21 protein-coding genes are annotated in these 25347 nt (G+C 41.0%); 20 read left to right on the top strand and 1 reads right to left on the bottom strand.

Translation table 11 applies throughout. The features are described from left to right. The first annotated feature begins 36 nt into the window (after nt 1–36). From purC to purD, 9 genes are read left to right on the top strand one after another with little or no spacing between them, the layout of a single operon-like run. Nucleotides 37–756, top strand: coding sequence for a phosphoribosylaminoimidazolesuccinocarboxamide synthase (purC, locus tag JFV29_RS11230; protein ID WP_201183243.1), 720 nt, complete (start codon nt 37–39; stop codon nt 754–756). Further along, on the top strand, nt 749–1003 hold the full coding sequence (gene purS / locus JFV29_RS11225) for a phosphoribosylformylglycinamidine synthase subunit PurS (RefSeq protein WP_053344204.1): 255 nt from the start codon (nt 749–751) through the stop codon (nt 1001–1003). Before purC ends, purS begins: the two co-directional genes overlap by 8 nt. Continuing rightward, on the top strand, nt 1000–1686 hold the full coding sequence (purQ, locus tag JFV29_RS11220) for a phosphoribosylformylglycinamidine synthase subunit PurQ (protein WP_053344205.1): 687 nt from the start codon (nt 1000–1002) through the stop codon (nt 1684–1686). The genes purS and purQ overlap by 4 nt, the downstream gene beginning before the upstream one ends. Beyond that, the gene (purL, locus tag JFV29_RS11215) at nt 1670–3892 is read left to right on the top strand and encodes a phosphoribosylformylglycinamidine synthase subunit PurL (protein WP_201183242.1); all 2223 of its coding nucleotides are present in this window, start codon (nt 1670–1672) and stop codon (nt 3890–3892) included. Before purQ ends, purL begins: the two co-directional genes overlap by 17 nt. Continuing rightward, a complete protein-coding gene (purF, locus tag JFV29_RS11210; RefSeq protein WP_053344207.1) occupies nt 3877–5292 on the top strand; it encodes an amidophosphoribosyltransferase in 1416 nt (471 codons plus the stop codon). Before purL ends, purF begins: the two co-directional genes overlap by 16 nt. A 42-nt stretch (nt 5293–5334) precedes the next feature. Further along, nucleotides 5335–6363, top strand: coding sequence for a phosphoribosylformylglycinamidine cyclo-ligase (gene purM / locus JFV29_RS11205; RefSeq protein ID WP_201183241.1), 1029 nt, complete (start codon nt 5335–5337; stop codon nt 6361–6363). Then, nucleotides 6360–6929 carry a phosphoribosylglycinamide formyltransferase gene (gene purN / locus JFV29_RS11200; RefSeq protein ID WP_053344209.1) on the top strand — a complete coding sequence of 190 codons (570 nt, stop codon included), beginning with the start codon at nt 6360–6362 and terminating at the stop codon, nt 6927–6929. Before purM ends, purN begins: the two co-directional genes overlap by 4 nt. Before the next feature lie 27 nt (nt 6930–6956). After that, nucleotides 6957–8489, top strand: a complete 1533-nt coding sequence (gene purH / locus JFV29_RS11195) for a bifunctional phosphoribosylaminoimidazolecarboxamide formyltransferase/IMP cyclohydrolase (protein ID WP_201183240.1) — start codon at nt 6957–6959, stop codon at nt 8487–8489. 19 nt (nt 8490–8508) lie between these two features. Then, entirely contained in the window at nt 8509–9780 is a 1272-nt protein-coding gene (purD, locus tag JFV29_RS11190; RefSeq protein ID WP_201183239.1) for a phosphoribosylamine--glycine ligase, read from the top strand. A 53-nt stretch (nt 9781–9833) separates the two neighbouring features. Here purD and JFV29_RS11185 read toward each other — a convergent pair whose 3' ends face one another. Then, nucleotides 9834–10100: a YgaP-like transmembrane domain gene (locus JFV29_RS11185; RefSeq protein ID WP_056522785.1), complete on the bottom strand. Its 267-nt coding sequence runs from the start codon at nt 10098–10100 to the stop codon at nt 9834–9836. A gap of 146 nt (nt 10101–10246) precedes the next feature. Between JFV29_RS11185 and JFV29_RS11180 the strand changes: the two genes are divergently transcribed. The 11 genes from JFV29_RS11180 (at nt 10247) to gatB (ending at nt 25179) form a co-directional block, all read left to right on the top strand. Continuing rightward, entirely contained in the window at nt 10247–11992 is a 1746-nt protein-coding gene (locus JFV29_RS11180; protein ID WP_056522784.1) for an adenine deaminase C-terminal domain-containing protein, read from the top strand. 43 nt (nt 11993–12035) lie between these two features. Beyond that, entirely contained in the window at nt 12036–13073 is a 1038-nt protein-coding gene (locus JFV29_RS11175) for a DUF3048 domain-containing protein (RefSeq protein ID WP_053344214.1), read from the top strand. Nucleotides 13074–13100: 27 nt separating this feature from the next. Continuing rightward, on the top strand, nt 13101–13415 hold the full coding sequence (locus tag JFV29_RS11170; protein WP_053344215.1) for a YerC/YecD family TrpR-related protein: 315 nt from the start codon (nt 13101–13103) through the stop codon (nt 13413–13415). A gap of 234 nt (nt 13416–13649) precedes the next feature. Further along, entirely contained in the window at nt 13650–14333 is a 684-nt protein-coding gene (locus JFV29_RS11165; protein ID WP_201183238.1) for a heptaprenylglyceryl phosphate synthase, read from the top strand. A gap of 78 nt (nt 14334–14411) precedes the next feature. Beyond that, the gene (gene pcrA / locus JFV29_RS11160; protein WP_056522781.1) at nt 14412–16661 is read left to right on the top strand and encodes a DNA helicase PcrA; all 2250 of its coding nucleotides are present in this window, start codon (nt 14412–14414) and stop codon (nt 16659–16661) included. 103 nt (nt 16662–16764) lie between these two features. Next, nucleotides 16765–18771: an NAD-dependent DNA ligase LigA gene (gene ligA, locus JFV29_RS11155; RefSeq protein ID WP_201183237.1), complete on the top strand. Its 2007-nt coding sequence runs from the start codon at nt 16765–16767 to the stop codon at nt 18769–18771. Nucleotides 18772–18782: 11 nt separating this feature from the next. Then, a complete protein-coding gene (locus tag JFV29_RS11150) occupies nt 18783–19952 on the top strand; it encodes a CamS family sex pheromone protein (protein ID WP_201183236.1) in 1170 nt (389 codons plus the stop codon). Nucleotides 19953–20154: 202 nt separating this feature from the next. Then, nucleotides 20155–21702 carry an L-glutamate gamma-semialdehyde dehydrogenase gene (gene pruA / locus JFV29_RS11145; RefSeq protein ID WP_201183235.1) on the top strand — a complete coding sequence of 516 codons (1548 nt, stop codon included), beginning with the start codon at nt 20155–20157 and terminating at the stop codon, nt 21700–21702. Between the two features lie 273 nt (nt 21703–21975). Continuing rightward, a complete protein-coding gene (gene gatC / locus JFV29_RS11140; RefSeq protein ID WP_053344220.1) occupies nt 21976–22266 on the top strand; it encodes an Asp-tRNA(Asn)/Glu-tRNA(Gln) amidotransferase subunit GatC in 291 nt (96 codons plus the stop codon). A gap of 12 nt (nt 22267–22278) precedes the next feature. Next, nucleotides 22279–23739 (top strand): Asp-tRNA(Asn)/Glu-tRNA(Gln) amidotransferase subunit GatA, encoded by a 1461-nt coding sequence (gene gatA / locus JFV29_RS11135; RefSeq protein ID WP_057218305.1) that lies wholly within the window; start codon nt 22279–22281, stop codon nt 23737–23739. Between the two features lie 12 nt (nt 23740–23751). Continuing rightward, nucleotides 23752–25179 carry an Asp-tRNA(Asn)/Glu-tRNA(Gln) amidotransferase subunit GatB gene (gatB, locus tag JFV29_RS11130; RefSeq protein ID WP_201183234.1) on the top strand — a complete coding sequence of 476 codons (1428 nt, stop codon included), beginning with the start codon at nt 23752–23754 and terminating at the stop codon, nt 25177–25179. Nucleotides 25180–25347: the final 168 nt, after the last annotated feature.

The following is a 25347-nucleotide window of genomic DNA, read 5'->3' as shown; positions in this document are numbered from 1 at the left end:
AGATTCATAATATTCACAATGTGGAGGTCTGGACAGATGGAAAAACGAGAATTGCTGTATGAAGGTAAAGCGAAACAGATTTATGCAACTGACAACAGTGAAATAGTATGGGTGGAATACAAGGATTCGGCAACAGCGTTTAACGGTGAAAAGAAGTCAGAGATTGCTGGAAAAGGTAAGTTAAATAATCAAATTACTAGCTTACTATTTTCAAAGCTCGCCCAAGAAAATATTCCATCCCATTTTATTGAAAAGCTTTCCGACCGGGAGCAGCTAGTTAAAAAGGTCTCTATTATTCCTCTGGAAGTGGTCGTTCGAAATACAGCTGCTGGCAGTTTTTCTAAAAGAACGGGCATTGAAGAAGGACAACCACTGAAGAAAACGCTCGTTGAGTTTTATTATAAAGATGATGAACTCGGTGATCCTCTGTTAACAGAAGACCATATTGAAGAATTAGAACTTGCAAGCAAGGAAGACGTAGCCATTTTAAAAGAAAAAGCTCAAGAAATTAATAAGGTTTTAACAACCTTGTTTAAAGAAATGGACATTAAATTGATTGACTTTAAATTGGAGTTCGGTAAAACATCGGATGGAGCCATTCTACTGGCTGATGAGATTTCACCCGATACGTGCCGGTTATGGGATGTAGCAACGAACGAAAAATTAGACAAAGACGTATTCCGTCGTGATTTAGGTAGTTTAACAGACGCTTATGGAAAAATTCTAGCAAAGTTGGAGGGTATTCAACATGTATAAGGTTAAGGTATATATCACATTACGCGAAAGTGTATTAGATCCACAGGGAGCAGCAGTTCAGCAATCACTTCACAGTTTAACTTATAACGAAGTAAGTGATGTACGCGTGGGGAAATACATTGAACTCACAATTGAAGATACGGACCGTGATTTGGATCAGCTGGTGAAGGAAATGTGTGAAAAACTATTAGCCAATACGGTAATTGAATCTTACCGTTATGATGTTGAGGAGGTTGTCACCCAATGAAATTTGCTGTCATAGTTTTCCCTGGTTCCAATTGTGATGTCGACATGTACCATGCGATAAAAGATGCACTCGGGGAAGAAGTGGAGTATGTTTGGCATTCCACAGACAATCTAGATGAATATGACGGGATTCTCCTTCCAGGCGGTTTCTCTTACGGAGACTATCTACGCACAGGTGCAATTGCCCGTTTCTCCAATGTAATGGCGGAAGTTGTAAAAGCAGCTCAAGCAGGAAAGCCTGTTCTTGGCGTCTGCAATGGTTTTCAGATTTTACTTGAAGCAGGCCTTTTACCTGGAGCGATGCGCCGTAATGATGGCTTGAAATTCATTTGCCGCAATGTAGGATTGAAGGTTGAAAATAATCAATCCATGTTTACAACAGGCTATTCATTACATGAAACGATTACGATACCAGTGGCTCATGGTGAAGGAAATTACTACTGTGATAATGAAACATTGGCTGAATTAAAACAAAATAACCGCATCTTGTTCACTTATGATGGTGAAAATCCAAACGGAAGCTTGGAGCAAATAGCGGGAATTACAAATGAACAAGGAAATGTCCTCGGAATGATGCCTCATCCCGAACGTGCTGTTGATTCGCTGCTTGGCAGTAAAGACGGCTTAAAGATTTTTCAATCCATCGTAAAAAACTGGAGGGAATCACATGTTATTACAGCTTGAACCAAGTCCGGAAAAAATTAAATTGGATCGTTTATATGCAAGTATGGGACTATCCGATGAAGAATTTGCAATGGTGGAGAAAATCTTAGGCAGACTGCCGAATTATACGGAAACTGGATTGTTTTCGGTTATGTGGTCAGAGCATTGTTCCTACAAAAATTCAAAACCCATCTTAAGGAAATTCCCGATTACAGGGGAGAAAGTGCTTCAAGGTCCTGGTGAAGGAGCAGGTATTGTCGATATCGGTGACAATCAGGCAGTTGTTTTTAAAATAGAAAGTCATAATCACCCATCGGCAATAGAACCTTATCAAGGTGCTGCTACTGGTGTCGGCGGTATTATCCGTGATGTTTTCTCCATGGGTGCCCGTCCCATTGCGATGTTGAACTCGCTTCGCTTCGGTGAGCTTGAGAATGATCGTGTGAAATATTTATTTAAAGAAGTGGTTGCTGGGATTGCAGGATACGGAAATTGTATCGGAATTCCAACTGTAGGCGGAGAAATTCAATTTGATCCATCTTATGAAGGAAATCCTCTAGTTAATGCAATGTGTGTCGGTTTGATCGATCATAAGGACATTAAAAAAGGCCAAGCGCATGGAGTAGGCAACACAGTGATGTATGTGGGTGCTAAAACAGGACGTGATGGTATTCATGGAGCAACATTTGCTTCTGAAGAGTTGTCGGAGTCTTCAGAAGAAAAACGGCCTGCCGTACAAGTAGGTGATCCATTCATGGAGAAACTTCTTTTAGAAGCATGCCTTGAATTAATTCAAAATGATGCTCTTGTTGGTATTCAGGATATGGGAGCAGCAGGTCTTACAAGCTCATCTGCTGAGATGGCGAGTAAAGCTGGATCAGGAATAAAAATGAACCTTGACTTGGTACCGCAACGTGAAACTGGAATGACAGCATATGAAATGATGCTTTCTGAATCACAAGAGCGGATGCTGATCGTTGTTACAAAAGGACGCGAACAGGAAATCGTTGACTTGTTTACGAAATATGACCTAGAAGCGGTTGCTGTTGGTGAAGTAACGGATGATAAAAACCTAACACTTTCTCATCAGGGTGAAATCGTTGCTGAGGTTCCAGTTGATGCATTGGCTGAAGAAGCACCAATTTATCACAAGCCATCTGCAGAACCGCAATATTTCCGTGACTTCCAAAGTATGACGGCAGAAGTACCAGACATTGAAGATTACAGAGAGACCCTTTTGGGATTATTGCAGCAACCGACAATTTCGAGTAAAGAATGGGTATACGACCAATATGATTACATGGTGCGTACGAATACAGTCGTTTCACCTGGATCAGATGCAGCAGTTGTACGTGTTCGAGGCACAAATAAGGCCCTTGCGATGACGACAGATTGTAACTCCCGCTATATTTACTTGGATCCTGAAACAGGCGGTAAAATCGCAGTTGCTGAAGCGGCTCGTAACATTATTTGTTCGGGTGCAGAACCTCTAGCAATTACAGATTGCTTGAATTTTGGAAATCCAGAAAAACCTGAAATCTTTTGGCAATTGGAAAAAGCGGCAGACGGGATGAGTGAAGCTTGTCGAAGTTTAAGTACGCCTGTAATTGGAGGAAATGTCTCTCTTTACAATGAAACGAATGGGGAAGCGATCTATCCAACACCAGTAGTTGGGATGGTTGGCCTAGTGAACGATCTTCAACATATCACAACGCAAACGTTCAAAAATGAATCAGATTTGATTTATGTGGTCGGCGAAGCGAAAGTGGAATTTGGGGGCAGTGAGTTACAAAAAATGCTTGAAGGAAAAATATTTGGGCGTGCTCCAGAACTTGATTTAACTGTTGAACAAAAGCGTCAGCAGCAAATTCTTTCAGCGATTCAATCAGGACTTGTTTCATCAGCTCATGACCTCGCGGAAGGTGGTTTGGCTGTTGCTTTATCTGAATCTCTATTCGGAGCAAGTAACCTTGGAGCAAAAGTAAATTTATCTGGAGAACTCGTATCCGAACTGTTTAGTGAAACGCAATCACGCTTTTTACTATCTATAAGTCCTGAAAATCAAAAGGCTTTTGAAGCACTTGTTGAAGATGCCGTTTGTATTGGTTCAGTAACAGCAGATAATAAATTAGTAGTGACGGCAGGCGGCGATAACAAGATATTGGTAGCAGACGTTGTAGATTTACAAACAGCTTGGAAGGGAGCTATACCATGCTTGCTGAAATAAGAAGCCTAAATGAAGAGTGTGGCGTAGTTGGAGTCTGGGGACATCCCGATGCAGCACAGCTTGCTTATTACGGGTTGCATAGCTTGCAACATCGTGGTCAAGAGGGAGCAGGCATCGTTGTTACGGATGGTGAGCAGATGTCTATCTCGAAGGGTGAAGGTCTTGTCACTGAGATATTCACAGCTGAAAAAATGCAGGAACTTTCCGGTTCAGGAAAAGCCGCGATCGGACATGTCCGTTATACAACGGCAGGCGGCGGCGGGTATCAAAATGTTCAGCCTTTCTTGTTTAATTCACATACAGGGGGGCTGGCTCTCGCTCATAATGGGAATATCGTCAATGCTCGTCAGTTAAAAGCACAGCTAGAAGGACAGGGCTCAATCTTTCAAACGACATCGGATACGGAAGTTCTAGCACATTTGATTAAACGTTCTGGTTATTCCGATGTGAGAGATTCAGTGAAAAGCAGTTTAAGTATGTTGAAGGGTGCTTATGCATTCGTCGTCATGACAGAAAACCAAATGATCTTGGCAAGAGATCCGCATGGTTTCCGCCCACTTTCCCTAGGGAAAATAGGCGATGCGTATTTCGCTGCATCTGAAACATGCGCCCTTGATATAGTAGGAGCGGAATTCGTCCGTGATATTGAACCGGGTGAACTTGTGGTCATTAATGATGAGGGCATCACATCCGAATACTTTTCACTTTCAAGTCAACATGCAATGTGCACGATGGAATATGTGTATTTTTCCCGTCCAGATAGCAACATTGATGGAATTAATGTTCATACCGCTCGGAAAAATCTTGGTAAGCAAATGGCACTTGAAGCTAAGATTGAAGCAGATGTCGTCACAGGAGTTCCTGATTCAAGCATTTCTGCGGCAATTGGCTATGCTGAAGCTGCAGGTATTCCTTATGAAATGGGCTTAATTAAAAACCGTTATGTTGGCCGGACTTTTATTCAGCCGTCACAAAGTCTACGCGAACAAGGTGTGAAGATGAAACTTTCACCGGTAAGAGGGGTCGTAGAGGGTAAACGGGTCATTATGGTTGATGATTCAATCGTACGTGGAACAACGAGCAGAAGGATTGTTCGCATGCTAAAAGATGCAGGAGCAAAAGAAGTTCACGTTGTAATCAGCTCACCACCAATTAAAAACCCATGTTTCTATGGTATTGATACATCGAAAAAGGAAGAATTAATCGCGAGCTCTAAATCGGTGGAGGAAATACGTGAAATCATTGGTGCTGATTCATTAACTTTTTTAAGTGTCGAAGGTATGGTCGAAGCAATTGGTCGTCCGTTTCCTGGAGAAACGCGCGGTTCATGTCTAGCTTGCTTCACCGGAAATTATCCGACAGAAATTTATGATTACGAACGAGAAAAAGCAAAATGTTAATAATGTCGGAAATAAAGAGTGATTTTCGGAGGAGGATTTCAAATGGCTAATGCATATAAGCAGGCTGGTGTTGATATTGAAGCTGGTTATGAAGCAGTAAATCGAATGAAAAAACATGTAAAGCGCACATTTCGTCCGGAGGTAATGAATGGACTGGGCGGTTTCGGAGGAATGTTTGATTTGTCTTCCCTGAACCTTAAAGAGCCTGTGCTAATTTCAGGAACGGATGGAGTCGGGACAAAACTTCTGCTCGCGTTCATGATGGATAAACATGATACCATTGGGGTAGATTGTGTAGCTATGTGTGTTAACGATGTTGTCGTTCAAGGCGCTGCGCCTTTGTACTTTTTAGATTATATTGCCTGCGGTAAAGCGGATCCTGAACGAATTGAAATGATAGTCAAAGGTATTGCAGACGGCTGCGAGCAGGCAGGCTGCGCTTTAATCGGTGGTGAAACGGCGGAAATGCCAGGTATGTACGAAACGGAAGAGTATGATGTGGCTGGATTTACTGTTGGAGCTGTTGAAAAATCACGCTTAATTACGGGTGAGACAATTTCGGCGGGTGATGTTGTTATTGGGCTTGCTTCAAGTGGTATTCACAGTAACGGATATTCTCTAGTTCGTAAAATCCTCCTTGAAGATTCAGGAATGGATCTACATGAATTCGTACCGGAGTTTGACTGCAAGTTAGGCGATGAATTATTGAAACCGACAAAAATCTATGTCCAGTCTATTTTGTCCACACTTGAAAAGTTTGAAGTTAAGGGACTTGCCCATATTACGGGTGGAGGATTCATCGAGAATATTCCACGTATTCTTCCTGAAGGTTGCGGTGTTGAAATCGGGCTTGGAAGCTGGACAATTCCACCTGTATTCTCGTTCCTTGAAGAAAAAGGGAACCTTGTTCAAGAGGAAATGTTCAATATTTTCAATATGGGGATTGGCATGACTGCTGTAGTGAAAAAAGAGGATGCGGCCGCTGTGGTTGCTCATCTACAGTCATGCGGTGAACAGGCTTCAGTTATTGGAACAATTGTGGATGGAAATGGAGTGTCGTTTAAACAATGAAGCGACTCGCAGTCTTTGCATCAGGTAACGGAAGTAATTTCCAATCAATTGCTGACGCAATAAAAGATGGAGTTCTGAACGCGGAAATCTGCCTTGTTGTTTGCGATCGTGAAGATGCTTATGTGCTTGAAAGAGCTAGGCTTGAGAATATTAGAACCTTCTCTTTTTCAGCGAAAAAGTACTCAAGTAAGGTCGAGTTTGAAACGGAAATTTTAGAGATACTTCGTCAACTTGAGGTTGAATTTATTATTCTAGCTGGTTATATGCGTTTAATTGGGCCGACATTATTACAGGCGTATTCACACAGAATTGTTAACATTCATCCTTCACTTTTGCCTAATTTTCCAGGCAAGGATGCAATTGGGCAGGCTTTTGACGCAAGAGTGGAAGAAACCGGGGTCACGATTCATTATGTCGATGATGGTATGGACACGGGCCCAATCATTGCCCAAAAGACAGTACCGATTCTTGCAGGAGATACGAAAGACATTCTCCAAATAAGGATTCAGGAAACGGAACATGGCATGTATCCATCAGTTTTACAACAGCTATTCCAAAAGAAATAACATACATTATGGAGGGACCAACATACCATGAAGAAACGTGCTTTAATTAGTGTATCGGATAAAACAGGTATTGTAGAATTTGCTAAGGGATTAATAGAAGCAGGGTTTGAAATTATTTCAACCGGCGGTACGAAAAAAACGTTGCAGGATAATGGTGTAGACGTGATTGGAATCAGTGACGTCACTGGTTTCCCGGAAATTTTAGATGGACGCGTTAAAACGCTTCATCCGAATGTCCATGGAGCAGTTTTAGCAAAACATGGTGATGCAGATCACGCGGCACAGCTTGCAGAACATAATATTGAGCCTATTCAACTTGTCTGTGTAAACCTATACCCATTCCAAGCTACAATTTCTAAACCGGATGTTACTGTAGAAGATGCAATTGAAAACATTGATATCGGTGGACCGACAATGCTTCGTTCTTCTGCAAAAAACCACGAGTATGTGACGGTTATCGTTGATTCCAATGATTATCCAACCGTATTGGCTGAACTGAAAGACGGAGGAGTTTCAAAAACAACGAATCGCCGTCTGGCTGCAAAAGTCTTCCGCCATACAGCAGCATATGATGCTGTTATTTCTGAATACATGACAGAGCTTGCTGAAGAAGAGAATCCAGAATCATTGACTGTTACTTATGAATTGAAACAGTCGCTTCGTTATGGGGAAAATCCGCATCAAAAGGCAGCTTTTTATAAAAAACCGCTTGGTTCTGTTTTCTCAATTGCTGAAGCGAAGCAATTACACGGAAAAGAGCTTTCTTTCAACAACATTAATGATGCAGATGCTGCACTTCAAATTGTTAAAGAATTCAATGAGCCCGCAGCAGTAGCTGTCAAACATATGAATCCTTGCGGCGTCGGTGTCGGAACGACCATATTAGAAGCGTACGAAAAAGCATACGAGGCGGATTCTACTTCCATCTTTGGTGGAATCATTGCCCTGAACCGTGAAGTAGATAAAGCAACTGCAGAAAAGCTTCATGAAATTTTCCTTGAAATCATCATTGCTCCTGGGTTTACGGAAGAGGCAGTGGAAGTATTAACTAGCAAGAAAAACCTTCGCTTATTAACGATTGATTTCAACTCAGCTAAAAAACCTGAGCGTAAATTGACTTCAATTGAAGGCGGATTACTTATACAAGATCGTGATGCACATAGTTTGAAGGATGCAGAAGTAAAAGTAGCAACAAAACGCGAACCTACCCTTGAAGAGTGGAAAGCCCTAGAACTTGGCTGGAAAATCGTGAAGCATGTGAAATCAAATGCAATAGTGGTATGTAACGATCAAATGACATTAGGTGTTGGCGCTGGTCAAATGAACCGTGTCGGAGCTGCAAAAATTGCGCTAGAACAAGCCGGTGAAAGAGCAACAGGCAGTGCTTTGGCATCGGATGCTTTCTTCCCAATGGATGATACTGTTGAAGCGGCAGCGAAAGCAGGAGTTACGGCAATCATTCAACCGGGTGGCTCTGTAAAAGACCAAGATTCAATCAAGAAAGCTGATGAATATGGAATTGCAATGGTATTCACAGGGATTCGTCACTTTAAACATTAATCAAAGATGAGGTGCGATAATGAATGTACTAGTGATTGGCCGGGGTGGCAGGGAGCATGCTATTGCCCGCAAACTGTTTGAAAGTAAACGGGTGGAGAAAGTTTTTGCAGCACCAGGAAATCCGGGCATGACCGATGTAGCAAATCTGGTGCCCATTGAAGAAACAAATCATGAGGATTTGGTTGCTTTTGCAAAAGAAAATGCAGTTTCATTGACGGTAATTGGCCCAGAAACGCCATTATTGAATGGACTAGCTGACGACTTTGCTAAAGCGGGCCTACAGGTGTTCGGCCCAAATAGCAGGGCTGCGGTCATTGAAGGAAGTAAATCTTTCGCTAAGGATTTAATGAAGAACTACAGCATTCCGACAGCAGAATATGAAACGTTTACTGATTTTGATTCTGCAAAGGCTTATATTGAAAAAATAGGAGCGCCCATCGTTATTAAGGCAGATGGCTTGGCTGCAGGCAAAGGTGTCGTAGTCGCAATGACGATGGAAGAAGCGTTAGACGCCATCCACGATATGCTTGTCGGGGCTAAGTTTGGAGAAGCTTCTGCCAAAGTTGTTATTGAGGAATTTCTCGATGGTGAGGAATTTTCGTTGATGGCATTCGTGAATGGTGAAAAAGTGTATCCGATGGTTATCGCCCAAGACCATAAGCGCGTTTTCGACGGAGATCAAGGTCCGAACACAGGCGGAATGGGAGCCTATTCACCTGTGCCGCAAATTTCCGATGAAATGGTTCAGACAGCTGTCGAAACAATCTTGCAGCCGACAGTAAATGCGATGATTTCAGAAGATCGTCGTTTCACCGGTATTTTATATGCCGGATTAATTGCTACGGAAAAAGGTACAAAAGTCATTGAGTTCAATGCTCGTTTTGGAGATCCGGAAACGCAAGTTGTTTTACCGAGGCTAAAAACGGATTTCGTTGATACACTTGAAGCGGTCCTTTTAGGTAAGGATTTACAACTTGAATGGCATGAAGATGCAGTACTTGGTGTAGTAGTGGCAGCAGAGGGGTATCCTGGAGATTACAAAAAGAATTCAATCATTAAAGGGTTGGACAAGATTAATCCAGATGCTCATATTTATCATGCTGGAACTGCTAAAAATAGCAAGGGATCTTTTGTTTCAAACGGTGGCCGTGTGCTTCTGGTTGCTGCAAAAGGAAAAGATTTAGCCTCTGCTCAAGCTAAAGTATATAAAGAATTGAGTCATGTTGAAAAAGACGGATTGTTTTGGCGTACAGATATCGGTTATCGTGCCATTCAATACAATTTATCATGATAATTTGAAAGAAGCTGACTCTAAGAGAGTCAGCTTCTTCTTTAGAAAAAGATTTAATAAGAATCAGGTGAATTAAAATCATTTTCCGTTTTTTGTTCTTTTTTCATTAATGTTTGTCCATTCTCCATAGCGTCCACGATTGGACAATAGCGTAGAATGCCTTCACCAATTTTCATAGCTGATATCATGACGACAAATAAGTAAGATTGGTTTTTCCAAGGTTTTTTAACCATTTTTGCTGTTGCCCATGATAGAAAGGTAAAACCACAGGTAATCCGCATAAGTGCATTTATTATACTAATATTTTGTTTAAACTTCATAATAAGTCCATCCCTTCACAAAAAATTAACAATTTTTCAGTTAACATTACTGTGCTATTCTGGTAAGTATGTTAGTATGAAATAAAATTGGGTTTAAAATGGTTTTTTTATTGCATTTGTTTCAAAAAAATTATGGGGGAATGTTTATGCTTGAACAGCGCTATAGATGGAAAAATAAACATCTACGTGAACATATAGATGTGCTGGATGGCAATAGGGCACCACACATTCTGCTTAAAAATACGACTTATTTAAATCAGGCTTTACGAAAATGGGTGAAAGCGAATATCTGGATCTATGATGATCGCATAATCTATGTTGGCGAAAAGCTTCCTGAAAATATAGACCGCTGCGAAATGGTTGACTGTACAAATCAGTACCTGGTCCCGGGATATATTGAGCCGCATTCACATCCTTCTCAATTATATAATCCCCTTTCTTTTTCACGTTATGCATCTCATTTTGGGACAACGACATTAATCAATGATAACTTGCCATTTCTATTGCAGTTAGAAAAAAAGAAAGCGTTTTCTCTTTTGAAAGAACTTCGTAATATTCCTGTTACAATGTATTGGTGGAGTCGTTTTGATGGACAAACGGAATTAGTAGACGAGGATATGGTATTTTCACATGGTGCAGTTAAATCTTGGCTGGAGCACGATGCCGTACTACAGGGCGGCGAACTAACGGGATGGCCGAAGCTCCTCGACGGGGATGACATGATGTTGCACTGGATTCAGGAAGCAAAGCGGATGAGGAAGAAAATTGAAGGACACTTTCCGGGTGCGTCGGAGAAAACGTTGGCGAAGATGACGTTGTTTGGTGCTGATTGTGATCATGAGGCAATGACAGGCGATGAGGTCATGTCTCGTCTGCTACAGGGTTATTATGTTTCACTAAGGCATTCTTCTATCCGACCGGATCTTCCTAAGTTGATACAAGAAATACATGATATGGGCATCGATCATTATGACAAATTCTTTTATACAACAGATGGATCACCTCCGTCTTTTTATGAAGGTGGTTTTATAGACAGCTTAATCAAAATAGCAATAGAGCAAGGTGTTCCGGTCATTGATGCTTATAATATGGCAACTATTAATATCGCCCGCTATTATAATATTGAATATCTTCATGGTAATATTGCTACTGGAAGGGTTGCCAACATTAATTTTCTGACAGATATAAAGGAACCGGCACCAGTTTCTGTAATGGCAAAAGGGAAATGGGTGAAACGGGATGGTGAAGTAATTCCCGATTCTCAGGAAATCAACTGGAGCGATTTTGATTTTAAACCGCTTGAACTTGATTGGGATCTTAGTTTAAAGGAAGATTTTGAATTTTCTATGCCGTTTGGAATTGAACTGGTCAATAACGTAATCACGAAGCCATATTATCTTTCCAATGACGTTGGCCATGAAGAACTGACCTTTAAAGATGATGAATGCTTTTTCATGCTCATTGACCGTGAAGGTAAATGGCGCATTAATACGATATTAAAAGGCTTTGCCAATAAATTGTGTGGTTTTGCAGGTTCTTATACAAATACGGGTGACATAATCTTAATTGGTAAACGAAAACAGGATATGCATTTAGCATTTAACCGGTTGAAGGAAATTGGCGGTGGTATCGTTTTGACTGAACAAGGCCAGGTGATACATGAACTGCCTTTAAAATTAAAAGGAGTCATGTCCAATAAGGAGGTTCCTGAACTAATTAAAGAAGAGAATGAGTTGAAAAAGCTGCTACGTGAAAGGGGTTATCGCTTTGCTGATCCGGTGTATACCCTTTCATTCTTTTCAACAACTCATCTTCCCTATATAAGGGTAACCCAGCGAGGAGTATATGATGTAATGAATAAAACTATACTCTTTCCTACTATAATGCGTTAAAATATAAGAGAAGAAATGGTTAAAAAATCAGGGGAGTGGAAAGATGAAATTTAAGAGAGTTCTTTTCATCATTATTGCTATTTTTCTGCTAGCAGGCTGTTCGACTAAAGAAGAACCTGTACCAGATGACAGTAAGCCGAAAGATGCAGCTGTCATTAAAAATACAGATGTTAAAAACGAGCCTTCCAACATGTTTCCACTTACTGGTGTAGCCACGAATGAAGATACCGAGCAAAGGGCTGTAGCGGTGATGATTAATAATCATCCAAAAGCGCGTCCACAATCTGGTCTCTCAGATGCGGACATAGTCTATGAATTGCTGGCGGAAGGCGACATAACCAGATTTTTAGCTGTTTTCCAAAGTGAAATGCCGAACCAAATCGGACCGGTTCGGAGTGCAAGGGACTATTATATCGAAATGGCCAAAGGTTTGGACTGCATCTATGTGTGTCATGGGAATAGCCCAGAGGCAAAAACCATGCTAGACAAAGGATATATTGATAACTTGAACGGCCTATATTATGATGGTACTTTGTTTCAGCGCTCAACAGATCGAAACGCACCGCATAATTCCTACACTTCTTTTGATAATATTGAAAAGGGTGCGAAGGAAAAAGGATATGAGCTGACAGGTGCACCAGAGCCATTTACTTTCCTGACAGAGGAAGAGGCGGTTGGTCTGCAAGGAGAATCGGCTTTGAAAATTGAGATATCCTACGGATCGGCAGAGTTCAATGTAAAGTATGAATATGAAGGAACAGAAGAGAAATATAAACGTTATTCTAATGGTGAGCAAACAGTCGAGCATAAATCAAGCAAACCGATTTTACTGGATAATATATTCATCATTGAGACCACTCATCAAGTGGTTGATGATAAAGGACGCCTTAAAATTGATTTAAAAAGTGGCGGAAAAGGTTATTTACTTCAAAAGGGGAAGGTCAATGAAGTAGAATGGGTTAATAAAGATGGTCGAATTATACCAGTGAAAAACGATAAAGAAGTAGGGTTGATACCGGGGAAAACTTGGGTCAATATTATTCCGAATCAACCTGGTTTAGTAGAAGACGTCTCATTTTGATACCCATGAAAATTGAGGGGGAGAAACATGCAAATTGATAAGTTAAGAGGGAAAGAAACGGATCAGCTGTTTAAGTCGATACTTTCCTTGCGCGATTTAGACGAATGCTATCGATTTTTTGATGACTTATGTACAGTCAATGAAATTTCATCATTAGCACAGCGCCTTGAAGTAGCCCGTATGCTTGAAGAAGGTAAAACCTATCATAAAATCGAAAACGAAACAGGGGCTAGCACGGCCACGATTTCTAGGGTTAAACGCTGCTTAAACTACGGAAATGATGCCTACACCATGGCTCTTAACCGTATAAAGGAAAACGTTGAAGAAACAACGGAATCTTAATGAATTCGATTTTTTTATATTGTATGAAATAGAAAAAGCCGAGGAATTCGTTTCCCGGCTTTTTATTTTGAGCAAGCGTTTTCTATAGCAGCTACCGTCCAGTCGAAACCGTGTTATATTGGATTTTAGATTCAGAGGTTTCCAGTTGGTAAACATTTTATCGATACTTCTCTTTTTTAATGAAAAATCTTAATGCTATAATGGTGAAATGGGAAGTGTGAATGGAGGATTATAATGTACGATTTTCGCGAGTGGAAACATGTTTTCAAACTCGATCCAAATAAAGAAATAAGCGATGAGGCGTTAGAAAAAGTCTGTGAGTCTGGTACAGATGCAATTATGGTTGGAGGCACCGATGGAATTACGCTTGAGAATGTACTTCATTTGATGGCGCGAGTTAGGCGATATACAGTCCCATGTGTGATGGAGATTTCATCGGTTGAAACAGTGACGCCGGGATTCGATTTATATTTTATTCCGAGTGTCCTAAATAGCACCAATCCAGATTGGATGATGAAACTGCATCAGCAAGCAGTCAAAGAATACGGATACCTTTTGAATTGGGATGAAATTTTCGTAGAAGGATATTGCATCTTAAATCCTGAGTGTAAGGCGGCTCAATTGACGAAAGCCAATACGGATCTAGATATAGATGATGTGGGTGCATATGCAATGATGGCAGAAAAGATGTTCAAACTGCCGGTTTTTTATCTTGAATACAGCGGTGCTTATGGCGATGTCCAGATGGTGGAAGCGGCTAGAGAGAGTTTGGAGAATACTGTACTATTCTACGGCGGTGGGATTAAATCAGTAGAGCAGGCCAAAGAGATGGCGGAGTTTGCGGACGTAATCGTTGTTGGTAATGTGATCTATGAAGATTTGAAAACGGCGCTTGCAACAGTTGAGGCAGTTAAATGATAATTTGGCCAAAATGTAAATAGGGAAAAAATGTAGTATACTAAAATAGAAACGAATGTTCGTATAGGTGGTGTGATAATGCAATATTTAGCGGAAAAATTACTAATAGGTTTGAATGAACAGCAACAAAAAGCAGTAAAAGCAACAGATGGTCCACTTCTAATTATGGCTGGGGCAGGAAGTGGAAAGACGCGTGTGCTGACTCACCGTATTGCTTACTTGATGGTTGAAAAGGAGATAGCACCTTGGAATATCCTTGCAATCACATTTACTAATAAAGCCGCACGTGAAATGAAAGAAAGAATCCGTAGCATTCTGGGCGGTGCGTCCGAAGATATCTGGATTTCAACGTTCCACTCTATGTGTGTCCGTATTTTGCGAAGAGATATTGATCGGATTGGATTTAATAGGAATTTCTCAATTTTAGATACGACGGATCAGCAATCAGTCATTAAGCAAATTATGAAAGACCGTAATATGGATACAAAGAAATATGATTACCGGGCCATTTTAGGTAGTATCAGTTCAGCAAAAAATGAATTGGTCGGACCAGAAGAATACCTCAAAACTGCGTCAGATTATTTTACTAAAGTAACGGCAGATGTATATACAGAATACCAAAAACGTTTGCGGAAAAATTCAGCCCTCGATTTTGATGATTTGATCATGATGACGATTCAATTGTTCCAACTTATACCGGAAGTGCTAGAATATTATCAGCGGAAGTTTCAATACATTCATGTTGATGAGTATCAAGATACAAACCGGGCTCAATATATGCTTGTTAAACTGCTAGCTTCACGATTCCGTAATCTCTGTGTTGTAGGGGATTCAGATCAGTCGATTTATCGCTGGCGCGGTGCGGATATTGCGAATATCCTTTCATTTGAAAAAGATTATCCTAATGCCAATATGATTTTCCTTGAACAGAATTATCGTTCAACGAAAAAGATTCTTGAAGCGGCGAATAAGGTCATCGATAATAATCGAAACCGGAAGCCGAAAAATCTTTGGACTGAGAATGTAGATGGTAATAAGATTTTCTATTACCGTGCAGACAATGAACAAGGGGAAGCGCAATTTGTAGCAGGAAAGATAAATGAATTAGCTAAGGACGGTAGTAGAAAATATTCCGATATAGCAATCCTTTACAGAACAAATGCACAATCACGGGTAATGGAGGAAGTTCTGCTTAAATCCAATATTAACTATGCAATCGTCGGCGGCACTAAGTTCTATGATCGTAAAGAGATTAAGGATTTACTTGCCTATCTGCGTCTTATTGCAAATCCTGATGATGACATCAGTCTTCGCCGTGTAATAAATGTACCGAAACGAGGTATTGGTGCAACTTCAATGGACAAAGTAGCAGATTATGCAGATCAATATGATCTTTCCATTTATAAAGCACTTGAGTCCGTGGAAATGATTGGGATAAGCGGGAAGGCTACCAAAGCAGCAAGGGAATTCCACACGTTAATTACTAACTATACAAATCAGCAGGAGTACTTATCTGTGACGGAACTGGTGGAAGAAGTCATTAAAAAAACCGGTTACCGTGAGATGCTGCAAGCAGAAAAAACAATTGAATCACAAAGCCGTCTTGAAAATATAGATGAGTTTTTATCTGTAACGAAAGCATTCGAAAGTAACAGCGAGGACAAATCATTGATTGGCTTTTTAACTGACCTGGCGTTGGTTGCTGATATTGACCAATTAGATGAGAACTCCGAAGAAGCAACAAATACGGTAACGTTAATGACACTACATTCGGCGAAGGGATTAGAATATCCGGTAGTCTTTTTACTGGGCCTTGAAGAAGGAGTTTTCCCTCATAGCCGCTCGCTCATGGATGAGGAGGAGATGGAAGAAGAACGCCGTCTTGCTTATGTGGGGATTACAAGGGCTGAAAATGAGTTGTTCATCAGTAATGCCCAAATGCGGACACTGTATGGACGGACGAGCATGAATCCAGTCTCACGGTTCATCGGAGAAATACCCGAGGAACTTCTTGAAGATCTTAAACCGAAACCTGCTCCTAGATCCAAGCAGACTCCATTCAGTTCTCCGGCGAGAACAGGGAACACTGCGACGGCTTCCACAAGAAAAATGCCTACCTTTGGGCGAGCTGTTTCTGCCCCATCTGCAACAGGCGGTGAAGAGATTGGTTGGGCCGTTGGTGACAAGGCTTCCCATAAAAAGTGGGGGATTGGAACCGTGGTGAGTGTAAAAGGAGAAGGCGAAGGAAAGGAACTGGATATTGCATTCCCAAGTCCAATCGGCATTAAACGCCTATTGGCGAAATTTGCACCAATAGAAAAAGCATAAGCTATGAATATGCGTCTACTGGTGAAGAATAGGGATATCTGACTTAGACACCGCTCTTCTAAGATGAAGTGCGGTGGAGTCTTCTTTAGAAAGGATTGAACGTATGGACATACAAGCTGCAGAGAAGATTGTTCTTGAGCTGCAAACTTTATTGAACCAATATAGCTATGAATATTATGTGAAGGACCAGCCATCCGTACCTGATGCTGAATATGATCGGCTTTTACGTGAATTAATTGAGTATGAAGAGAAATTTCCCGAGCTGAAAACAGCCGATTCTCCAACACAGCGGGTCGGTGGGGCCATCCTGGATATGTTCGAAAAAGTGGAGCATACGACACCGATGCTTAGCCTAGGTAATGCTTTCAATGAAAGTGACTTACGCGATTTCGACAGAAAGGTCCGACAGGCTGTAGGTGACAATTTTTCCTATGTATGTGAATTGAAAATAGATGGACTTGCCGTCACACTTCAATATGAAAATGGATATTTCGTAAGAGGAGCAACCCGAGGAGACGGAACAATTGGTGAAGATATTACCGAAAACCTGAAAACAATCAAGTCAATTCCTTTGAAGGTACGGGAGCCTATCGCCATAGAAGTGCGTGGTGAGGCATTCATGCCAAAAAAATCATTCGAATCTCTAAATAAGGCGAAGGAAGAACGCGGGGAAGAACCTTTTGCAAATCCTCGTAATGCAGCTGCTGGCTCTTTGAGACAACTTGACCCAAAACTTGCTGCGAAACGGAACTTGGATGTATACCTTTATGCGATTGCTGATTTAGGTGAAACAGGGGTTCGTTCTCACAGCGAGGGTCTAGATTTATTGGATGAACTAGGGTTTAAAACAAATAAGGAACGAAAAACCTGTACGAATATAGAGGAAGTTCTTGCCTATATTGAAGAATGGACTGAACAACGTCCAAACTTGGCCTACGATATCGATGGAATTGTCGTAAAAGTGGATTCACTTGAACAGCAGGATGAACTAGGCTTTACGGCAAAAAGTCCGCGATGGGCGATTGCCTACAAATTTCCAGCCGAAGAAGTCATCACAACACTAAGAGGTATCGAGCTGAATGTTGGCCGTACGGGAGTGTTGACACCAACGGCTGTTTTGGACCCTGTTCGGGTAGCCGGAACGACTGTGCAACGAGCTTCGCTGCATAACGAAGATTTAATCCGTGAAAAGGACATCCGTATTGGAGATCAAGTGGTCGTGAAAAAAGCAGGCGATATCATTCCAGAGGTCGTCAATGTACTAGCAGAACGTCGTACGGGGGAAGAAGTCGAGTTCCAGATGCCGAATGAGTGCCCAGAATGTGATAGCGAGCTTGTCCGACTGGACGGGGAGGTCGCCCTGCGATGCATCAACCCGAAATGTCCGGCACAAATCCGAGAGGGCTTGATTCACTTTGTATCACGGACAGCAATGAATATCGACAGTTTAGGTGAAAAAGTCATTAGCCAGTTATTTAAGGAAGCGCTCATACAGGATGTAGCTGATATTTATAAGCTTACATACGATCAAGTGATAGCATTGGAACGGATGGGAGATAAATCCGTCAATAAACTCCTTCAGGCAATCGAAGCTTCGAAAAGCAATTCGCTAGAAAAATTACTATTCGGCCTTGGTATCCGCCATGTTGGTTCGAAAGCAGCGAAGACCCTTGCGAGGGAATTCGGCACTATGGAAGCATTAAGCAAGGCGAGCCGTGAAGAACTTACAGCAATTAATGAAATTGGAGAAAAAATGGCTGATTCCATCGTGGCATATTTTGAATTGGAGGAAGTGCATGCACTGTTGAATGAGTTGGAAGCAGCCGGTGTGAACCTTATCTATAAAGGGGCAAGAGCTGTTTCTATAGAAGAAATCGATTCCATTTTCGCTGGAAAAACAGTCGTTTTGACAGGGAAACTGCATCAGCTAACACGTAATGAAGCGAAAGAAAAATTAGAGGCGCTAGGAGCTAACGTTGCTGGAAGTGTCAGCAAGAAAACGGATTTGGTCGTGGCCGGCGAAGATGCTGGTTCCAAACTAGAAAAGGCAGAAAGCCTAGGCGTTCTCGTATGGGATGAAGAGAGACTGATTGAGGAACTAAAAAAATAAGAGGTGTAGCTATGAGGAAACACTCTATTTTGGGGATGATTCTTATACTACTTCTTGCTGGATGTGCACCTAGTTTTGAGGATAAGCAAGAGGTAGTTCAAGACTCCAAAAACGAAAAGGATACAGCAATTATTCCGAAGTATAAAATTTCGGAAGAATATTATCAAACGATTCTTCCGTTTGAGCCATCAAAAGCCCGCGGTTTGGTCGTTTCGAATTTAAATACTCGATATGATATCGAAGAGTTTGAAAATGGACTGATGCGGTTGGCACAAACTCAATTTGACCCGGAAGAATACCTATTTCAAGAGGGGCAAATGCTCGACAGTTCCAAGATATCATCCTGGTTGAACAGAAAATATACAAAAAGCCAGTTGAAAGAAAAGAACAAGAAAGAAAGTGATAACGTAGGTTTAAATCCAGTTGATTCAGGTACAGGTGACATTGATAAGCGGAATGCGGAAAATCCAATTTACCTGGCTCATATTTTAGAACATAACTATTTGGTGAAATCAAAGGATAGCACAGTTAGCCTTGGTGGAGTTGTAATAGGCCTTGCCCTAAATTCAGTCCATTACTATCAAAAAGAAGCATACGGGGCAACCTATGAAAAGAAAATTGATAGTAAAGAACTAAAACAAGAAGGGGAGAAAATTGCTGAGGAAGTCTTAAAAAGATTGCGTAATATGGACAAGCTGAAAAATGTTCCGATTACCATTGCCTTGTTTGAGCAAAATGAAAAATCCTCTGTAGTGCCTGGGAATTTTATTTCCTATACGAATATAGGGAAAAACTCTAACAATATTGGAAAATGGACAAACTTAAACGAAGAATACTTCCTATTCCCTTCGGCAAGTGCAGAAAAAAAATATAGGGATGACGTCAACACATTCACAAATTTTAAAGAGGATGTTGAAGAATATTTCCCTAACTTTAATGGAGTTATTGGCAGGGCATTTTATATGGATGACCAATTACAAAGCTTGAACATCGATATCCCTATCCAATTTTATGGAAACTCAGAAGCGATTGGCTTTACACAATATGTGGCTGGTCTTGTAATGGAACGTTTCCCTAAATATATTGCAGTACAAGTATCGATCACTTCTGTAAATGGACCCGAAGCACTTATTGTTCGCGAGGCAAATCAAGACGAACCAACCGTGCATATATACGAATAAAAAAAAGATGAAGCTTAACAAGCTTCATCTTTTTTATTTGGAACAAATCTAGCCATGAGTAACCTTAACAAAATGGCTTTATGCCTGGCTATTATTCTTGAATGATATTATCTTATTTATACATAATTTGAAGAGTTTAACAGTTTTAGTTAGAATAAGATTGATAGTGTTGAAAAGTTATTTAAAACAGGGAGGGATTGTTTTGGTGCAATTGTATAAACATGAACCGTTTACGGATTTTTCTCAAGTGGCAAATAGCGAGGCGTATCAACAGGGGTTAGGCAGGGTGAAAACATACTTAGGTCAGAATTATGATTTAGTCATTGGTGGAGAAAAAATCTCTACAGAAAATAAAATTATTTCTATTAATCCAGCTAAAAAAGAAGAAGTGATAGGCTATGTATCGAAAGCCAATCGTGAGTTGGCTGAGAAGGCAGTTCAGGCAGCGGATGCGGCCTTTCAGACATGGCGTAAGGTAAAGCCTGAAGTAAGGGCAGATATACTGTTCAAAGCGGCAGCTATTGTCCGACGGAGGAAACATGAATTTTCGGCCTTGCTGACGAAAGAAGCTGGCAAGCCGTGGAATGAGGCAGATGGTGATACGGCTGAGGCTATCGATTTCTTAGAGTTTTATGCAAGGCAGATGCTCAAATTAAAAGACGGAATTCCTGTACAGAGCAGACCGAATGAAAATAATCGCTATGATTATATTCCACTTGGAGTGGGAATTATTATTTCCCCGTGGAATTTTCCTTTTGCTATTATGGCAGGAACGACTGTTGCGGCCATCGTAACGGGAAATACGCTTCTGTTAAAACCGGCATCGACTACTCCGGTTATCGCGGCTAAATTTGTGGAGGTGATGGAGGAAGCAGGTCTGCCTAAGGGGGTATTGAACTTTGTCCCGGGGAGCGGTTCAGAAGTAGGCGATTATCTTATCGATCATCCCCGCACTCGTTTTGTTTCATTTACAGGATCTCGTGAAGTAGGTACGAGAATTTATGAACGTGCCGCAAAAGTGAATGAAGGTCAAATTTGGCTGAAGCGGGTGATTGCGGAAATGGGTGGTAAAGATACGATTGTAGTTGATAAGGAAGCGGACCTTGAATTGGCTGCTCAATCGATCGTGAATTCGGCATTCGGTTTTTCCGGGCAAAAGTGTTCTGCCTGTTCCCGGGCGGTCATTGTTGCTGAAGTATATGATCAGGTGCTAGAGCGTGCTTTAGAACTGACAAAGGAATTGTCCGTTGGTAATCCAGAAGATGGTGCAAACTTCATGGGGCCGGTCATCGATGGTCAAGCTTATAAAAAAATCATGGAATACATTGAAATTGGGAAACAAGAAGGTCGTTTAGCCGCTGGTGGAAAGGGTGATGATACAACCGGTTATTTCATTGAACCAACGATCATTGCCGATCTTGATCCGTATGCCCGGCTCATGCAAGAAGAGGTTTTCGGCCCAGTTGTTGCTTTTTCGAAAGCAAAAGACTTTGATGAAGCGATTGAGATTGCAAATAATACGGATTATGGCCTGACGGGAGCAGTAATTACAAATAATCGTGAACATATGGAAAAAGCACGTGATGATTTTCATGTGGGAAATCTATACTTCAACCGTGGATGTACGGGCGCGATTGTAGGCTATCAGCCGTTCGGAGGCTTTAATATGTCAGGTACAGACTCAAAAGCAGGAGGACCCGATTATCTTATCCTTCATATGCAAGGAAAAACGACTTCAGAAGCATATTAATGGAAATGTAATCCCTTCCTATTTAGGAAGGGTTTTTTCAAGAATCGAGAACATTTGACTAATTTGACCGCCTTCTTGGAATTTCCCCGGAAATTTCGGCAACTTTCTCATATTTCCCGGAAAATACTTCTTTTTCTTTAAGAAATATTTGAATTTCGACATGGTATCTCTTGTTGCTTTACTGTGCAATAGTTTGATATGATTTAAACGATGATTTTATGGAGAAAAGCGACTATTTTAGTCGATTTGGATATTTTTTCGGAGGTGAAGAGAATGTCACGAATTTCTATGGAACAAGTAAAACACGTTGCCCATTTGGCTCGTTTGGCAATTACGGAAGAAGAAGCAGAACAGTTTCAGAATCAGCTTGAACAAATGATTTCATTTGCGGAGCAGTTGAATGAACTTGATACGGATCAGGTAAACCCGACTTCTCACGTTTTGGATATGAAAAATGTAATGCGCGAAGATGTTGCAAAACCAGGATTACCAGTAGAAGAAGTAGTTAAGAATGCACCGGATAGCAAAGAAGGATATATCCGTGTACCAGCCATTATGGAATAAGGAGGGACAATGATGTCGTTGTTCGAACAAAAAGTTTCCGAGCTTCATCAACGTTTACATAATAAAGAGATCAGCGTTACTGATCTTGTTAACGAATCGTATAAGCGAATCGGACAAGTAGAAGACAAGGTGAAGGCATTTTTGACATTAGATGAAGAAAACGCCCGCAACCAAGCAAAACAATTGGATGACCAATTAGTAAAAGGCGAGAGCCAAGGCGCCCTATTTGGCATGCCAATCGGTGTGAAGGATAATATTGTTACTAAAAATTTACGGACAACTTGTGCGAGCAAAATTTTGGAGAACTTTGATCCAATCTATGATGCAACCGTTGTTCAAAAGTTACAGCAGGCAGAAACGGTGACAATTGGAAAATTGAACATGGATGAATTTGCGATGGGTTCTTCAAATGAGAACTCAGCATATCAGGCAACACGCAATCCATGGAATACGGATTATGTACCAGGTGGCTCTTCAGGTGGTTCAGCTGCATCTGTCGCTTCTGGTGAAGTCTTATTCTCATTAGGTTCTGACACAGGTGGATCGATTCGCCAACCAGCTGCATACTGCGGAGTTGTCGGCTTAAAGCCTACATATGGACGGGTTTCCCGTTTCGGACTTGTAGCCTTTGCTTCTTCATTAGATCAAATCGGTCCGGTGACAAGAACGGTTGAAGATAATGCATACCTTCTTGAAGCGATTTCAGGCGTCGATCCAATGGATTCCACATCTGCTAACTTAGACGTACCGAATTTTGTGAATTCATTAACAGGCGATGTTAAAGGGTTGAAAATTGCAGTTCCTAAAGAATATCTTGGTGAAGGTGTTGGGGAAGAAGCACGTAATTCTGTACTTGAAGCTTTAAAAGTATTAGAAGGACTTGGAGCTGTATGGGAAGAAGTTTCCCTGCCGCATTCCAAATATGCTCTAGCTGCTTACTATCTGCTTTCTTCATCAGAAGCATCGGCAAACCTTTCCCGTTTTGATGGCGTTCGCTTCGGTCACCGTACAGATAATGCAGAAACCTTAATTGAAATGTACAAGCAAACTCGATCGGAAGGATTCGGTGACGAAGTAAAACGCCGTATCATGCTTGGAACTTTCTCCTTAAGCTCTGGTTATTATGATGCTTATTATAAAAAGGCTCAAAAAGTGCGTACATTGATCAAAAAAGACTTTGAAGATGTATTTGAAAAATATGATGTAATCGTTGGACCGACAACACCTACACCAGCTTTCAAAATCGGTGAAAAAGTTGCCGATCCATTAACGATGTATGCGAATGATATTTTAACGATTCCTGTCAACCTTGCTGGCGTACCAGGTATTTCCGTACCTTGTGGTTTCGCTGCTAATGGTCTTCCGCTTGGTCTGCAAATGATCGGGAAGCATTTTGATGAAAGCACGATTTACCGCGCTGCTCACGCATTTGAGCAAGCAACAGATTTTCATAAACAATTTCCTAAGCTGTAAGGGGTGAAAAAAATGGACTTTGAAACGGTAATTGGTCTAGAAGTACACGTAGAATTAAAAACAGATTCAAAAATTTTCTCATCGAGCCCGAACCAATTCGGTGCCTCTCCAAATAGCAATACGACTGTAATTGATCTTGGCTATCCAGGTGTATTGCCTGTCGTCAATAAAAAGGCTGTTGATTTTGCAATGAAAGCTGCTATCGCGCTAAATTGTGAAGTGGCAGAAATCACGAAATTTGACCGGAAAAACTATTTTTATCCAGACAATCCGAAAGCTTACCAAATTTCTCAATTCGATCAGCCAATCGGTGAACATGGCTGGATTGAAATCGAAGTCGGTGGCAAGAAAAAGAAAATCGGCATTACACGTATTCATATGGAAGAAGATGCTGGTAAGCTGACACATAAAGGGAACTATTCACTTTGTGATTACAACCGCCAAGGTACTCCGCTTGTTGAGATCGTATCCGAGCCGGATATCACGTCTCCTGAAGAAGCGTATGCTTATCTGGAAAAATTGAAATCCATTATTCAATACACGGGTGTTTCCGATTGTAAAATGGAAGAAGGCTCACTTCGCTGTGATGCTAACATTTCCTTGAAACCAGTTGGGCAAAAAGAATTCGGTACGAAAACTGAATTGAAAAACTTGAACTCATTCAACTTCGTTCGTAAAGGGTTGGAGCATGAAGAAATCCGACAAGCAGAAGTATTGAATGAAGGCGGCGTAATCGAACAGGAAACACGTCGTTTCGATGAAGCTACAGGTAGAACAGTTCTAATGCGTATTAAAGAAGGCTCTGATGATTACCGCTATTTCCCGGAACCAGATTTATTGACTATCCATATCGACGAAGAATGGAAAGCACGCATTACTGCGGAGATTCCAGAACTTCCAGATGCACGAAAAAAACGTTACGTTGAAGAATTTGGTTTACCAGAGTATGATGCTGCTGTTTTAACGGTAACAAAAGAAATGGCTGATTTCTTTGAAGCAACAGTTGCTTCAGGTGCGGATGCGAAACTTGCATCGAACTGGATCATGGGTGAGGTTTCTGCTTTCTTAAACGCAGAAGGGAAAGAACTGCATGATATGGCGTTGACTGCTGAATCATTGGCAGGAATGATCAAACTGATTGAAGATGGTACAATTTCTTCTAAAATCGCGAAAAAGGTATTCAAAGAGTTGATCGAAAACGGTGGTAACGCAGAAACGATCGTTAAGGAAAAAGGACTTGTCCAAATTTCTGACGAAGGTGCATTACGATCAGCGGTTGAAGAAGCTTTGAATAATAACCCGCAATCAATTGAAGATTTTAAAGCTGGTAAACAAAAAGCAATCGGCTTCCTTGTCGGACAAATTATGAAAGCGACAAAAGGCCAAGCTAATCCACAACTTGTTAATAAAATTTTGGTTGAAGAAATCAATAAACGTTAATAATTGACCGTATCACTTTCTAAGTGATGCGGTTTTCATATGGTTATCAAAAGAGTTTTACGAGGAAATACTGGAACTTATAAGTGAGAAATTAATTTTATATTTTTTTGGAGTTATCTGTAGGGGTAACTCCTTTTTGTGTCGTCTATTACATGAATGCTTAAATGA

Origin of the sequence: Peribacillus sp. TH16 (genome assembly GCF_016651095.1) — a bacterium.
Taxonomy (GTDB): domain Bacteria; phylum Bacillota; class Bacilli; order Bacillales; family DSM-1321; genus Peribacillus; species Peribacillus butanolivorans.
This window is presented reverse-complemented; position numbering and strand designations above follow the sequence as displayed.

What these genes read in the sequence shown, in the direction of transcription:
- purC (WP_201183243.1), top strand. Translation starts at nt 37, where the DNA reads ATGGAAAAACGAGAATTGCTGTATGAAGGTAAAGCGAAACAGATTTAT.
- purS (WP_053344204.1), top strand. Translation starts at nt 749, where the DNA reads ATGTATAAGGTTAAGGTATATATCACATTACGCGAAAGTGTATTAGAT.
- purQ (WP_053344205.1), top strand. Translation starts at nt 1,000, where the DNA reads ATGAAATTTGCTGTCATAGTTTTCCCTGGTTCCAATTGTGATGTCGAC.
- purL (WP_201183242.1), top strand. Translation starts at nt 1,670, where the DNA reads ATGTTATTACAGCTTGAACCAAGTCCGGAAAAAATTAAATTGGATCGT.
- purF (WP_053344207.1), top strand. Translation starts at nt 3,877, where the DNA reads ATGCTTGCTGAAATAAGAAGCCTAAATGAAGAGTGTGGCGTAGTTGGA.
- purM (WP_201183241.1), top strand. Translation starts at nt 5,335, where the DNA reads ATGGCTAATGCATATAAGCAGGCTGGTGTTGATATTGAAGCTGGTTAT.
- purN (WP_053344209.1), top strand. Translation starts at nt 6,360, where the DNA reads ATGAAGCGACTCGCAGTCTTTGCATCAGGTAACGGAAGTAATTTCCAA.
- purH (WP_201183240.1), top strand. Translation starts at nt 6,957, where the DNA reads ATGAAGAAACGTGCTTTAATTAGTGTATCGGATAAAACAGGTATTGTA.
- purD (WP_201183239.1), top strand. Translation starts at nt 8,509, where the DNA reads ATGAATGTACTAGTGATTGGCCGGGGTGGCAGGGAGCATGCTATTGCC.
- JFV29_RS11185 (WP_056522785.1), bottom strand. Translation starts at nt 10,100, where the DNA reads ATGAAGTTTAAACAAAATATTAGTATAATAAATGCACTTATGCGGATT.
- JFV29_RS11180 (WP_056522784.1), top strand. Translation starts at nt 10,247, where the DNA reads ATGCTTGAACAGCGCTATAGATGGAAAAATAAACATCTACGTGAACAT.
- JFV29_RS11175 (WP_053344214.1), top strand. Translation starts at nt 12,036, where the DNA reads ATGAAATTTAAGAGAGTTCTTTTCATCATTATTGCTATTTTTCTGCTA.
- JFV29_RS11170 (WP_053344215.1), top strand. Translation starts at nt 13,101, where the DNA reads ATGCAAATTGATAAGTTAAGAGGGAAAGAAACGGATCAGCTGTTTAAG.
- JFV29_RS11165 (WP_201183238.1), top strand. Translation starts at nt 13,650, where the DNA reads ATGTACGATTTTCGCGAGTGGAAACATGTTTTCAAACTCGATCCAAAT.
- pcrA (WP_056522781.1), top strand. Translation starts at nt 14,412, where the DNA reads ATGCAATATTTAGCGGAAAAATTACTAATAGGTTTGAATGAACAGCAA.
- ligA (WP_201183237.1), top strand. Translation starts at nt 16,765, where the DNA reads ATGGACATACAAGCTGCAGAGAAGATTGTTCTTGAGCTGCAAACTTTA.
- JFV29_RS11150 (WP_201183236.1), top strand. Translation starts at nt 18,783, where the DNA reads ATGAGGAAACACTCTATTTTGGGGATGATTCTTATACTACTTCTTGCT.
- gatC (WP_053344220.1), top strand. Translation starts at nt 21,976, where the DNA reads ATGTCACGAATTTCTATGGAACAAGTAAAACACGTTGCCCATTTGGCT.
- gatA (WP_057218305.1), top strand. Translation starts at nt 22,279, where the DNA reads ATGTCGTTGTTCGAACAAAAAGTTTCCGAGCTTCATCAACGTTTACAT.
- gatB (WP_201183234.1), top strand. Translation starts at nt 23,752, where the DNA reads ATGGACTTTGAAACGGTAATTGGTCTAGAAGTACACGTAGAATTAAAA.